Consider the following 13,688-nt stretch of genomic DNA (forward strand, 5'->3'; position numbering starts at 1 on the left):
TTTCGCCTTGTTTACGGATTCACCAGCCATGTGCCAGGCTTCACGATATCCAGCGTCTGGCTACGGGTTCTGCCGTTGCCCTGCAGTTCAATGCTCACCTCACCCGCTGGCAGCTTGAGCGATGCATAGCCGTTGTTCGCCGGACGCAGCGCTTTCGGCTCGCCGTTCACTTTCAACGTCTCGCCGTCAAGAATGCGAATGTAGACCAGAGCAATCGGGCTGGCTTCAACCGGTGGCGGCGTCGGTTGCGCTGTTGCAGGCGTTGCCGCTTGTTCGCTCACCTTCGCGGTCTCCGGTTTGACATCTTGCGCGTTCGATGCGGTTTCCGTCGTGCGGGATGCTTCCGGCGCTTGCGCAGCCTGCTCTGGTGCATCGTGGCCGCCGCTGAACAGCATCGCGCCAGCGACCACCCCGACCAGCACACCCGCGGCAACCATCCCGGGGATCTTGTAACGACGCCAGTCAAACGCCGAAGCAGGTGCCTCTTCTTCCACCGGCACCAGCATGGTGCCCGGTTTTTTAGCAGTCAGCACGTCATCGATACCGGCGACCGGCATCTCGATTAACGCCGCGAACTCATCAATAGACTGCGGACGGTCTTCCATGTGCAACGCCAGGGCACGGTCGATAGCCTGCAACAGCGACAGGGAGTACCCCTGCGGCTGGATTTCCGCCAGCGGTTTGCAGGTATCCTGAATGGAACGCACCACGCTGACCGGTGGCGGTGAGCCCACGATCAGGGTGCGCAGCACCGCGCCGAGCGCGTAGATATCCGTCCACGGTCCCTGCTCGCTTTCGTTGTCGTCGGTGTACTGCTCGATAGGCGCAAAGCCCGGACGCAGCATGGTCTCGGTTTCGTCAGAGAGGTTACCGATGGTGCGACGCGCGGAGCCGAAGTCCAGCAGCACCGGCAGGCCGTTATCCTGGATCTGAATGTTATCCAGCGAAATATCGCGGTGCAGATAGCCCTCGTCATGGATGGTCTTGATTGCGCCAAACAGCATCGGCAGCGTACGACGGATCCATGCCTCGTTAATCAGCTCCGGCTTCTCCTCGCGCAGGCGAGAAAGCGTGGTGCCGCTGTAAAACAGCGTGCCCATGTAAGCCGTATCGTTTTGCACCCAGAAGCGCAACACGTGCAGCAGGTTCGGGTGGTTGAAGCGCGCCAGCAGGCGGGCTTCCTGAATGAAGCTGTTCAGCCCCGCCGAAAACGCTTTGCCAAAGCGTTCGCTGCGCAGTACCAGCGTCATGTCGTCGCCGCGCACGGCGAGCGAGGAAGGCATAAATTCTTTGATAGCGATAGTGCGTTCGAGCTGGTGATCCCAGGCGCGATAGACGATGCCGAATCCGCCGCCGCCAATCACCTCTTTAATTTCAAACTCGTTGAAGCGATACCCGACCGGGAGCGCGTTTGGGACAGTCCGATTGTTATCATTATCCGTCATCTTTTACAGTTCTCTTGATGATTATTACGCGGCAAACTGACAGTGAAACTCGCCCTGCTCGCAGGTGACATGCAGACGTCGGTACTGCTCGTCGCTGCGGCTGGCGGTAAGTAATATCTGACTCATCTGAGGCAGCAAGGTGTTGGTCAGGATCGCATCCACCATACGTCCACCTGATTCCACCTCGGTACAGCGCTGAACAATCTGTTCTACAACGCTGTCATCAAACTCGGAAATAATATTGTGATTCTCTTCCAGCCGACGCTGAATGCGTTTGAGCTGCAGGCGAACAATTTGCCCCAGCATCGCGTCGCTCAGCGGATAGTACGGCACCACCAGCAGACGGCCCAGCAGCGCCGGTGGGAACACCTCCAGCAGCGGCTGGCGCAGCGCCCCGCTTAACGCCTCCGGCTCCGGCATCAGTTCCGGATCGGCACACATGGCGCTGATAAGCTCGGTTCCGACGTTAGACGTCAGAATAATAATCGTATTACGGAAATCAATGTGACGACCTTCGCCATCCTCCATCCAGCCTTTGTCGAAGACCTGGAAGAAGATCTCATGTACGTCCGGGTGCGCTTTTTCGATTTCGTCCAGCAGCACCACGCTGTAAGGACGGCGACGGACGGCCTCGGTTAACACCCCGCCTTCACCATACCCGACGTATCCCGGGGGTGCACCTTTTAAGGTGGAAACGGTGTGCGCTTCCTGGAATTCACTCATGTTGATGGTAATGACGTTCTGCTCACCACCGTACAGCGACTCCGCCAGCGCCAGCGCGGTTTCGGTTTTCCCCACGCCGGACGGGCCACAGAGCATAAACACGCCAACCGGCTTGTTCGGATCGTCGAGTTTTGCCCGGGAGGTTTTCACCCGGCGGGCAATCAGATCCAGACCGTGACGCTGGCCAATCACCCGCTGGTTCAGCGTGTCGGCGAGGTTCAGTACCGCATCAATCTCGTTTTTCACCATCCGGCCCAGCGGGATGCCGGTCCAGTCAGAGACTACGGCCGCCACCACGTTTTCATCCACAGCGGCAAACAGCAGCGGTTCATCACCCTGTAAGGCGTTCAGCGCCTGCTGCTGCTCTGCCAGTTGGCTGCGCAGCTCAGCGGTATCCTCATCGCCCGCCGCAAACAGTGCGGCACGCAGGCGAATGATCTCCTGCACCAGGCTACGCTCGTCTTCCCAGCGCCGGGCCAGGGCCTCACGTTTCGCCTCATACGCGTCACGCTCTGCGGTTAATGCCGTGACGCGCTCAGATTCCCCTGCACCGACGCGCGCTTCGCGCTCCGCTATCTCAATTTCCACGTCCAGCGCCGCAAGATGGCGCAGGCAATCTTCCAGCTGCGCCGGAGGTGCACTCTGGCTCACCGCCACGCGGGCGCAGGCCGTATCCAGCAGCGCAACGGCTTTATCCGGCAGCTGACGGGCTGGAATGTAGCGATGCGAAAGCTTCACGGCTGCGCTAACCGCTTCGTCGAGCAGTAAGACCTGGTGGTGGGTCTCCAGCGGCGACACGGTGCTGCGCAGCATCAGAACCGCTTTGGCCTCATCGGGTTCATGTACCTGCACCGTCTGGAAGCGACGGGTCAGCGCCGGATCTTTCTCGATGTATTTTTTGTATTCCGCCCAGGTAGTGGCGCCAATGGTACGCAGTTGTCCACGCGCCAGCGCTGGCTTCAGCAGGTTGGCGGCGTCACCGGTGCCCTGCTGACCGCCCGCACCGATCAGGGTGTGGATCTCATCGATAAACAGAATGACTGGCGTGGCGCTGGACTGCACTTCATTGATTAATGCCTGCAGACGGGCTTCGAACTCGCCTTTCATCCCGGCACCGGCCTGCAGCATACCGATATCCAGCAGCCACAGCTGAATGTTTTGCAGCGGCTCCGGCACATCGCCGTCGGCGATGCGCAGCGCCAGCCCTTCCACCACCGCCGTTTTTCCGACGCCGGCTTCCCCGGTCAGCAGCGGGTTGTTCTGGCGACGACGCATCAGGATATCGATCATCTGGCGGATCTCTTCATCGCGCCCAACTACCGGGTCAATTTTGCCTTCACGGGCACGGGCGGTCAGGTCCTGACCATACTGGGCCAGCGTTCCCTGGGCAGCAGGCACCGAACCGGCTGGCGCATCCACTGCGGCAGCGGCCTGCTGCGTCTCTTTGCTGTTGGCACAGATAGTATCGAACTGCTCAATCAGCACCTCGACGTTAAGACGGGTAAACTGCGCCGAGATGCTCTTCAGCACGTTCGCCAGATTCCAGGTTTTCAGAATGCCGATCAGCAGATGGCCACCGCGGATACGGCTGACGCCAAACTTCAGCGATCCATAGACCCAGGCGCGCTCGACGGCGCTGTCGATATGTTCGGAGAGATCGGAAACGGAACTGGCTCCGCGCGGCAGGGCATCGAGCGCCGCCACGATATCGTGCGTCAGCTGCTGTTCGTCGAGGGCAAAATGACGGATCACCTGTTGCAGATCGCCATCCTGCTGCTGCATCAACTGATGCAGCCAGTGCACCAGCTCGACGTAGGGGTTGCCGCGCAGCTTGCAGAACGCGGTGGCGCTTTCCAGAGAGGTAAATAACAGCGTATCCAGTTTGCCGAAAAGCACGGCACGGCTAATTTCTGACATGTTAGTTTCCATTAACAATGATTCGGTATACGGAAGGATTACCGCTCTGCGCGATACACCAGATCGCCACGCGGGACAGGCTGCGGCTGAAGGCCCAGCCAGGTGTTGTACCCCAATCGCCCGGTGCTGCCGAGCGTGGCGCCCTGCACGGCGTCAGCGCGCAGGATCACCCGTGTTTCCCATTCAAATTCCACCCCTGCGTACTGGCGTACCCAGTCCCGCAGTTCGGTTACCCATGCTTCACCGGGCAAAAACCGGTTGTACTCTTCCGCGCTGAGTGGGCCAATCTCGATGCGAAATTTATGCTGCACGTCGCGGACCGCCACGCCCAGAAACGCAGATTCGCCCATCCGCGGCACGCGGCGTCCTGCTCCCAGCTGCGCCTGCTCGCGCGGTGAAAGCGGCATCCACTGCGGTACGTTGGCGATCAGTTTGACCGGGGCTTTAAAATAGTTACGCAGGATTTTTTCCAGACCTTCAGGATCCCGTCCGTGGCGGGTCAGGTGTCCGGCGTGGGTAAAGCGGGCATGGGCGCTCAGGCTGCCTTTGTCCATCTGGCCGGGCTGCCCCATACCAATCAACGACGCCAGATATCCCTCAAAACGTTTATTGTCGGCGCGGTCGAGGGAGACGGTAGGCTGCGCATCGGCCCAGGCGCGATAAAACAGCAGCGTCAGACGATGATGAAACAGATCGGCAAACGCGCTCAGGCTGCTGTCCTGATGATGATGGATCCGCTCGCGGGCGTACTCGGTCATGTGAACCGGCAGCGGCCCGTTAGGACCAAACAGGCCGAAGCTCAGAATGGAGACCTCGTGCAGCCCGTTGCCTTCGCGCTGGCGTACCTGCGCCACCGTCGAAGGTGCAAAACTCATCGACGGCTGCTGGCCCAGGCGTAGCGGCTCGAATTTTGGCAGCGGCGCACGCCCCAGCGGGTAGCGCTCCCCGCCCTGAGCATCAATGCGCCTTAACAGCTGGAACAGATCGTAGCGCCATGGCGTCTCGCGAACCCCGCGCCAGAAACTGTCCGGCAGCGGCGTCAGACGATGGACCTTCAGTGGCGCAGTGACAACGTCGCTCATACCAGTGCCCTTTTGCCCATACGCGGCGCCCAGTAGCCGATCTCGCCGCGCTGCTGACTTTTCAGGGTGAATTCCGTGAAGCTGTTGATCGACACCAGACGGGCAAACAGCCGCTCCAGCACGCTACCGAAAAGCCAGGGACTGGCACCGGAAAACGCACGTTCATCCACCGTCAGGGTAATGCCGATGCCACGGGCGAAGACGACCGGTCCCGGCTCGGGCACGCGGCGGTGAACCGGCTCCAGCACGCAGTGACGAACCCCTTCTACCTGACGCGCAACCGGCGTCTCCGCGAGATTGGCGTACAGCCCTAACAGCTGACGCAGCGCGGCGGCGCCCTCTTCGTTTTCACTGTCCATCAGGCTGAGGTAGTTCATCTGTAGCTGGCTGATCAACCGCCAGGTGCTGAACCCTTCTGCCAGCGCCGGACGCGGCGGCGTCGGCCCCTTACGCAAGGTCAGCGACTTCACCGGCATGGAGTCAGCCATAATGAACTGTCCCAGCTCCTGCTGCAGCATCAGCGGCAGATCCCGGCTGGTGCACAGCACCTCGGCGGAGATGTAGCGCAGGTTCTCCTGCCAGGGCGCATGCTGCTCATCCACCAGCGAGACAAAGACCTCCGAGCCAATGTAGCCGGTGCGGGTGCCGTAACGCAGGGCATGCTCAGAGAGCACGCGTTGTTCCCGGCGCAGGGAAAAGTAGGCCCCGTAGTTGCCCGCATCACCGCTCCAGGTGCTCCAGAACGGACGAAACGTCTGGTCGTCGCGTTGACCATCCGCGCTGCCGTATATCTTATTTACCGCGTAAATTTCGTAATCCAGCGGGCGGATGTTATCCACCACCAGATGGTATTCATGCTGGCCTTCGCTCAGCTTCTGACGCGCCGCTACCTTCGGGAACAGGTTGATCACCGGCGTGCAGTGCAGGGCCAGATGGCTGGCATCGACAACGCGCTCCAGCTGTTCATCGGTTTTATCCAGCAGAATGAAGATATCGAAGGCTTTTTCGTTTTCGCAGCGCTGGATCAGTTTGCTCAGCCCGCTCAGGCTGATGAAGCGGAAACGGGCCGGAAAAGCAAAGTACTCCTGCAGCAGACGGTAGCCGTCAAAGTTGCGCAGATCGTCCGGGAGTAGCGACTGATCCGCGTCAAACCCTTCCTGACGCAGGGCATCAGACGCCAGCACATCACGCTGCGGATGTTTGCTGACGGTCTGGCAGACCACCCCGACATGGTGCTCCATTACCAGCTCCAGCAGCTTTAACGCCTCGATATCCGGGCCGCTAAGGAAAAACTCCAGCCGGTCAAAATCAAGGTGGCCGAGGTTTTGCGGACCGTCGCAGGCAATGCGGATCCGTAAGGCGCTGCTGATCCCCTGCTGGCCCAGACCAAGCTGTGTCAGGGGCAGGTCGGCAGGCACACCGCCCAGTTCAACCTTGTCGATTTTCAGCGGCAGCAGGTTCACCTCATGCGCCGTGGTGTAGCTGCAGGTCACGCCGGTTTTCTTCAGCGCCAGGCTGTCCATCATTGTGCCGCGCGGCACGATAAAACCGTTGCTCAAATCGCCACGGCTGCTGTCAGGCTGAATTTCAGCAATCGCCATGGAGGGAGTGGGCGCGAGATAGTTAGGCGCAATCATCTCCAGCAAGCGCTGGGAGAAGCGCGGAAACTCCGCGTCCATTTTCATCTGCACGCGCGAGGTCAGAAAGGCAAAGCCCTCCATCAGTCGTTCGGTGTACGGATCCGCCACTTCGATGCCGCGCATGCCCAGCCGTCCGGCCACTTTGGGATAGCGCTCGGCAAATTCGGCGCCCATCTCACGCAGATAGGCCAGCTCACGGTTGTAATATTCGAGCAGTTTACTTTCCACGATCACCCCGCATCTTTCAGTTCAAAGTGGCCGTTTTCCAGATCGACATCGGTACGAAACAGAAACTCCAGCGGGTACGGCACACACCACAAACGCCCTTTTATCTCGATGGAGAGCACGTTGTGCAGATCCAGCGAGGAGGTGTCCGACACACAGCGGACCTGCAGACCCTGGGGCAAAATGCGGGGTTCAAAGTTAACAATGGCCTCAGTGAGTTTGCGCTGAATGTCGTGCCATTCGATATCCGACATGCGCTTTCCGGCCAGCGGCGCAACGCCAAAATTCACCACCGAACGGCTTACGTGTGGCAGCATGCTCAAATCGCCGGAGGCGTCGTGATTGATGGTATTAAACAGCCACTGCAGATCCCGCAGCACGTTGCGACGCAGCGCGGCATGGGTGATCAGGTTGCTGTTGGCCGACTCGCGCTTTTTCTCCGGGTCGTTATCGGTGAGGCGATCGAGCAGCGAGGGCTGCATTTTATCGCGCGCCCCCACCTTCTCCTGCTTACTGCGGGCTTGCCAGCCGCTGCGCAGCAGATCGCCTTCGCCAGCAGGATTACTCATGGGCTCCATCCGTTGCAAAAGTAACGAGACTCAGCGACAGCAGCGGGCTTTCGCTTTGCTCGCTGAGCCAGGCTTTCTGCCCCAACCCTTCATACAGAGTGCCGTCATCATCAAGCGGCAGCCACTCGGTGGTGCGTGCGAGTTTAACGGCGTCAGAGGCATCGGCGGCAAAAGGATAACGCGCCGGGATCTGACACACCTGCTCCGTCCCATCGGTCAAACGCACCAGCGCATGACGCCAGACCAGATCGGTGACGCTGGCCGGAGCCTGGAAACGGATCTCCGCGATAGCGCTAAACGGCAACCAGAAGTAACGGCCATTAACAAGGGTTTCGCACACCGGCCCCAGACGGGCATCGCCGTCCATCAGCCATTCAAAGATCTGCGTCTCATCATTCTCTAGCGTCCATTGCCCCGCGCTCGCCTGCGCCTGTTCAAGGGCTTCCAGACGCAGCGCGTGAGCGCGTTCATCGCTCTCGCTCAGCGCGGCGGCAAGGGTGGTCAGCCATGGCCACTGGGCTTCCGGCATGGCCGGACGACGTTCTCCCGCCATCACCTGCGCGCGCTGCATTTCTCCCTGAATGCACTGCTCCAGCAGGGTGACGGTGGGTTTCGCCTGCGGCTTAAGCGCCAGCCAGCTTTTCAGCTGGGTCAGCGCGCGCGTCCAGTTACCGCTGAGGGTGAGAAACTGCACGAACGCGGCACGGAGATCGGCATCCGCCGGACGGGCTTTAATCTCGTTTTCAAGACGCACCAGCGCGTCGCTGAGCGACTCACCCGCCAGATGTTGATAGAGCGTATTCATAGCCATTCCTTAGTTTGCCGCGCGCCAGGCGCCCACTGCCGGGTCACGCAGTTGAGGACGCAGGGTATCAATCAGGACAATATTCAGCGTGGTGCCAGGGGTAACCCAGGCGCTCCAGACCTTCTTCACTGCAGCAATACGCGCCTGCAGTTTTGCATCGTCGCTGGCGGTTTCACGGGAGATCTCCACGGCCACCGTGCCGTTGCTTTTCCAGCCGTTCAGGGCGCTGTCGTAAGGCAGGATCATCCAGCTCTGGTCGCTGTTCGGGGTGCTGAAGACCATACGCTCTTTGTTGACGGAGGTGATCAGGGCATGTTCCGGGTCGACGCTTTGATTCAGCCCCATCACCGGGAAGCCGTGAATGTAGGTCACCGCTATCTCTTTTTGACCGCCGCTGCGGGTCTGCGAGATAACCGTGTGGCCGCTCAGCCAGCTGCCGTTGCCGCAGCGGGTCGTGTCGGAATCCGGAATAAACAGCGCCGGCGCGGAAGATCCCCCTTCCCAGAAGGTGCGCAGATGGCAGCCGTCCTGGAGGGTAAACTCCTGCCACGGTGTGCGGTCAGCGGCCACCGTATTGGTTTCAGCGTTCTGGTCAGGTGGCAGTAACGCGCCGCTGGTCTGGGTCGCAGTGGGTGCCGTCTGCTGCTGTTTCACCACCAGCTTCCACTCCTGAGCTTTGTCTGCCGTTCCCTGCGCAAGCGTAGTCCCTGCCGGATCGTTGAGAGCCCAGCTCAGCTTATTCACTTTGCTGCACTGGTGTTCCAGCAGCGAGCCGAGACGTGGAACAAAGTTTTCCAGCACTGAAACGTCTTTATTGCCGTTCGCCACAATGCGCAGCGCAATCTCTGATTTACACCAGCTCTGCGGGGTGTTGTCTTTGATGTTGTCGATCCAGATATCCAGCTTCTGCGCAGGAGACTGCACGATGCGGAAATTTTCAGCCTGGGCGGTGGAGGCCACCGCCAGAAGTGCCAAACCCGATAGCCAAAGTTTCATATCGTTCCTTGTGTGTCTAGTCAGTTCCGCAGGGAAGAAATTGTGCTGCGTCAGAGAGCGTATGCAGCAAAGTGGTGTCCTGAGGGTTGCCCATCCATACCGCCAGCGCCGTATAGTTATCCTGAGCATTCCCCTCCTGTTCAGCATTCTTTTGAATGATTTGGTTCATTAAGGTCAGCCACTCCTGTGGGGTGTTGACCATATGCAGCGACTGTTTCATCTGCTCTTCGCTGACGCCGTGCCAGAAACCGTCGGTGCAGAGTAAAAAGGCATCGCCGTCTTCAACCTGCACCACGTCGCTGTAACTCGCTTCCGGGCCACCGTTTTCAATACCCAGCGCCAGATACAGCAGGTTGCTGTTGAGGTTATCGGTCTGGTGACCGGCATCTTTCATCTGCTGAACCAGGCTGTGGTCGGTGGTGACATGCCACAGCCAGCCGCGACGAAACAGGTACAGACGGCTGTCCCCGGCGTGTGCCCAGTAGGCCAGACGGTAATCCCGGTCGATAAACAGGCTGACCAGCGTGGTGCCCATCCGGCGATAGTCCTGCACCGCCTGCTGTTCGCTGAGAATGGTGCGATTCGCGGTTTGCACATAGTCACGAATATGCTGCGCATTAAGGTGTTTGTCGCCATCAAAACGGGAGATGATGCTGTTGCGGGCCAGTTCAGCGGCCACCTCACCGCCCGGCAGTCCAGCGATGCCGTCACAGACGACAAAGCAGGCTGAACGTTCCCCTATGGTTTCTCCCGTCTGGTCCTGATTGCTGGCGCGCGTTCCCTGGCGGGAGAGAGAAGCCGTTGCGATATTCATTTTTCTTCCGATCCGCTCTGTGAGTCTTTGTACTGATTGACCTCCATGTCATAGGCATGAAGGAACGCTTCGCCAAACAGGGTGTGGAAGTCATCCTCAATCTCACCGGCCGTCTCGCCATAGCTGCGAACAAAGTAGTCCCACAGCGCGGCTTTGCGGCTGCCCGGCAGCGCCAGACGAGAGGTCATGCCGTTCTGCTTCGCCTGCTCTTCCAGCTGCTCCGGATTAAAGGACTGCAGCATTGCGGCGATGATGGCGCGGATACCGGAGATCATCCCCAACTGATGCGCCTGCAGATCGATCAGCGCGTCACGCACTGATTTGGTGGGTGGCATAAAGCCCGGCATCGGCGTACCGAACATCTGAATCAGGACCGTTTTCCCGGTCGGCAGCAGCTTGAACGGGTTGTTGGCATCGTCCAGCACCATGGTCATATCGGCTTTTACGCCGCGCTTGAGGATAGAGCGCGAAGAGAGCAACGCCACGGTGCCCTGCGAGAACATGCCGAGGATCTGTCCCAACTGACGCATATTTTCACGGTCAAACTGCGGCACCGGCTGCATTTCGCTCAGGCCCATCCCTTCCAGCAGCGCCTCCAGCAGCTCGCCCTGCAGCACCTCGCCTTTCTCACCGTTTTGCGCCGTAGCGCTTGGCGCAGCCGCGTTTTTGACCGGGTCGATACGCAGACGTCCCTTCGGCGTCTGTGCGCTGCTGCGTGCGACGGCCTGCGGCGTAGGCATAGTAAAGCCTGCGTAATCGGTACGTACCGGCTCTTCCTCTTCCGCACGCGGTGGGTCCTGTGGCTCAGGAGCAAACAGCGGAGAATCCGCCAGCGGATCGTCCTGCGGTACGGCCTCTGGCTCTGGCGCGGGTGCAGATGGCTCAGGCACGATCTAATCCGGATGGGTTAATGGCGCCCCGCCCATCAGCCCGAGCGGATCATCGTTACGCGCGGCTGGCGCGCTGGCCGAACCACCAAACAGGGCCAGCGGGTCGAGTTCATCCGTCGCCTCTTCTGCAGGCGCAGGTTTGCTCTCTACCGGCGGCACCAGCGTTGAAGGGGTGACATCGTCAAAAATGCTCTCTTTTTTGAACAACGCTTCATCGCTGAACAGCGTGTCGGGATCGACATTCTTACGCTCAAGCTTCGGCTCGCTGTCGTTGAACATTGCCAGCGGATCTTCAGCGTTACGCTCGGGTGCCGCAGGTTGCGAGAAGGGATCGTGAGACGCCGCAGGCTGCGGTTTCGCACGGTTGCTGGAGATGCTGTCAGAGATAGAGAACTCCTGCATCAGGCTATCCCAGATTTCCGACGGCACGGCCGTTGGCTCCGCTTTGCCGCGCGGTGCGGCACTGGCTGGCTTTGGCTGCGGAGCAGGTGTCGGCGCCACTGTCGGGCGAGCCTGCTGCTGCATACTGGCGGCCATGCGGCTCACCGGCTGCGTGTCGTGGATAAGTTCCGTCACTTCGATGCGGTAGTCATCAATACCGAGAATATCCCCGTCCTGCAGCTCTACCTGACGCCCCCGCTCCAGCGGGATGTCGTTCAAAACCACGCGGGTGACGCTGCCACGGTTGGTCACGCGGCATTCGCCCTGGGCGTCAACGTGAACAATAGCCTGCAGGCGCGAGATGGTGCGGTCATTGTCCGGAAGTACCAGATTGTTATCCGTACCGCGCCCAATAGTGCCCCCGGGGGCATAAAAATCACAACTGCTCTGCGGCGGCTGATGACCGGGTTTCGTAGAAATAATCGTGAATCGCATGGCGTATTCCTGCTGGTATGATTAGCGCTCAAACGCTGCCGCTCTCGGGGGTGAGAACGGCGGCGTTTGGGGCCGATTTCATCTTTACTACTTTGAGGATTTGAGTGGTCGAATAGCGTCACTATTAGCGATCAAGGTGCACTTCAATATCTGATAATGACCTGGCTCGGTACCACCTACCTTCTGTTTCAGTAAAGAAACAATCACCTCATCAGCTTTTTCAAAATTTTCAGCAGGCAGATTGCTTGCTTCCAGCCATGCCGCGGCGCTGGCATCAGCATCTTCTTTCAGGCTTTTACTGTCCGCAATCTTACCGATGCATCGATTCTGCACCCAGTTTTCGAAGATTTGTTGTTGAGAAAAAGTACTGATATCAGGCAACGTCTGGGCATTTGCGGCGGAGGCAACGAAGGCTAAGACAAAGAGCAATGGCTTTTTCATTTCAGGCTCCAGAAGGTTGCGTTAGTAGGGATAAATGAACCATTACCCGGTGAGCCAAGGAAATGACAATCATCCGAACAAATATTTCCGTTCCAGAGTGTTACATGCCCGGTTGCATCAAGCCAGCCATGCCCGGTAAAAATAATAATACCTTGCTTGCCCGCAAATTGTGCTGGGGTTGGAGAAGAAACAGATATGTCAGCTTTTCCCAATACCGTGGGTAAAAAAGCAATCATATCTTTAACACGGAACATATATCGCTTCTTGTCGCTCCCGGTCACAGTTGCATATTTACTATTAGAAGGAACTGGAATGCCACAATAATTTAAAACATAGCTCATACGAATGGGGCAGGCATTTTTAAAAATACCAGCATCTATATTATGCTGAACTTTCCCCCCCAATAACTTGCCAACCTGTTCTACGTTGACGTTCACTTCTTTAAATCGGTTCCAGGCGGCACCAAAAGCAGGACGCATATGAGACATCTTGTTTCTCCTTGAAAAGAAGCTCAGGAAAAAGTGGGCCCTTTCGGACCCACTACTATTATGCTTCTTTGTTTTCTTTGATGTTCCAGCCAGCGCTGCTTTCAGCACCTTTACCACCAGAGGTGGTCTGCTCCCAGTACTGCTGTTTCACTTTCGCAGCCTGGAATGCATAGGTCACACCAACGGTATCGCCGTTGTCTGCACCGGTGTACTGAACAGACGTTACCAGAACGTCTTCCAGGGTAATGCGAGAGTATTCCACCTGCTGGCCACCGGCTTTACAGACGGACAGCTCAACTTTGGTCAGGTGTTTACCGCTGGCGCAGTGTTTCAGGATTGCTGTGGTGGATTTGTCGATCAGAGCGTTAACGTGCAGATCGTTAAAGTTAACTTTACCGGCACCGCCGCCACCGCCAACGCTCATATTACCTGGCTGGGAAGCGCCCCAGGAGAAGGAGGTAATATCAGTCCAGCCGGTGTGGTTAGAATCTTTAGATTCGCCCGTAACACCCTCGACCTTCAGAAACATATCAATAGCCATAATATCTACTCTTCGTGGATGAACAATATTGCTTTCGAAAAAGCACTTATATGGCAAACAGGAAAGCATGGGGCTGAATAAAACCGTCCATATTTTACCTCTGCCTCACATCAAATGACCCGTGTCATTTGACAGTCTTACATTCCCTCCCGAATAAAAGGAAAGAATGAGAAGTCTTTTACTACCGAACGTTATTCCGGAACCTCTCAGGACCAGTCTTTCTTGCCGGGTGGCGC

11 protein-coding genes and 1 pseudogene are annotated in these 13,688 nt (G+C 58.2%); all 12 read right to left on the reverse strand.

Annotation, left to right across the window (positions count from 1 at the left end):
* Window positions 1–11 precede the first annotated feature (11 nt).
* Entirely contained in the window at window positions 12–1,445 is a 1,434-nt protein-coding gene (locus APU11_RS20435; protein WP_058650778.1) for a serine/threonine-protein kinase, read from the reverse strand.
* A gap of 24 nt (window positions 1,446–1,469) precedes the next feature.
* Complete coding sequence (gene tssH / locus APU11_RS20440) at window positions 1,470–4,085, reverse strand: type VI secretion system ATPase TssH (protein WP_058650779.1); 2,616 nt, start codon at window positions 4,083–4,085, stop codon at window positions 1,470–1,472.
* Window positions 4,086–4,123: 38 nt separating this feature from the next.
* Window positions 4,124–5,167 (reverse strand): type VI secretion system baseplate subunit TssG, encoded by a 1,044-nt coding sequence (gene tssG / locus APU11_RS20445; RefSeq protein WP_038984710.1) that lies wholly within the window; start codon window positions 5,165–5,167, stop codon window positions 4,124–4,126.
* Window positions 5,164–7,035, reverse strand: coding sequence for a type VI secretion system baseplate subunit TssF (tssF, locus tag APU11_RS20450; protein WP_038420938.1), 1,872 nt, complete (start codon window positions 7,033–7,035; stop codon window positions 5,164–5,166). The genes tssG and tssF overlap by 4 nt, the downstream gene beginning before the upstream one ends.
* A 2-nt stretch (window positions 7,036–7,037) precedes the next feature.
* The gene (gene tssE, locus APU11_RS20455) at window positions 7,038–7,601 is read right to left on the reverse strand and encodes a type VI secretion system baseplate subunit TssE (RefSeq protein WP_013096188.1); all 564 of its coding nucleotides are present in this window, start codon (window positions 7,599–7,601) and stop codon (window positions 7,038–7,040) included.
* Entirely contained in the window at window positions 7,594–8,406 is an 813-nt protein-coding gene (locus APU11_RS20460) for a type VI secretion system accessory protein TagJ (RefSeq protein ID WP_058650780.1), read from the reverse strand. The genes tssE and APU11_RS20460 overlap by 8 nt, the downstream gene beginning before the upstream one ends.
* A 9-nt stretch (window positions 8,407–8,415) precedes the next feature.
* The gene (locus tag APU11_RS20465; RefSeq protein WP_038419867.1) at window positions 8,416–9,402 is read right to left on the reverse strand and encodes a hypothetical protein; all 987 of its coding nucleotides are present in this window, start codon (window positions 9,400–9,402) and stop codon (window positions 8,416–8,418) included.
* 16 nt (window positions 9,403–9,418) lie between these two features.
* A complete protein-coding gene (locus APU11_RS20470) occupies window positions 9,419–10,216 on the reverse strand; it encodes a protein phosphatase 2C domain-containing protein (RefSeq protein ID WP_013096185.1) in 798 nt (265 codons plus the stop codon).
* Window positions 10,213–11,982: pseudogene (tagH, locus tag APU11_RS20475) on the reverse strand (type VI secretion system-associated FHA domain protein TagH). The gene APU11_RS20470 and the pseudogene tagH overlap by 4 nt, the downstream one beginning before the upstream one ends.
* 87 nt (window positions 11,983–12,069) lie before the next feature.
* Window positions 12,070–12,423, reverse strand: a complete 354-nt coding sequence (locus tag APU11_RS20480; protein WP_013096183.1) for a T6SS amidase immunity protein Tai4 family protein — start codon at window positions 12,421–12,423, stop codon at window positions 12,070–12,072.
* Window positions 12,420–12,911, reverse strand: coding sequence for a type VI secretion system amidase effector protein Tae4 (locus APU11_RS20485; protein WP_013096182.1), 492 nt, complete (start codon window positions 12,909–12,911; stop codon window positions 12,420–12,422). The genes APU11_RS20480 and APU11_RS20485 overlap by 4 nt, the downstream gene beginning before the upstream one ends.
* 58 nt (window positions 12,912–12,969) lie before the next feature.
* The gene (locus APU11_RS20490) at window positions 12,970–13,452 is read right to left on the reverse strand and encodes a type VI secretion system tube protein Hcp (RefSeq protein ID WP_008502640.1); all 483 of its coding nucleotides are present in this window, start codon (window positions 13,450–13,452) and stop codon (window positions 12,970–12,972) included.
* Window positions 13,453–13,688: the final 236 nt, after the last annotated feature.

Source organism: Enterobacter sp. 50793107, from assembly GCF_001463365.1.
Classification (GTDB): Bacteria; Pseudomonadota; Gammaproteobacteria; order Enterobacterales; family Enterobacteriaceae; genus Enterobacter; species Enterobacter cloacae.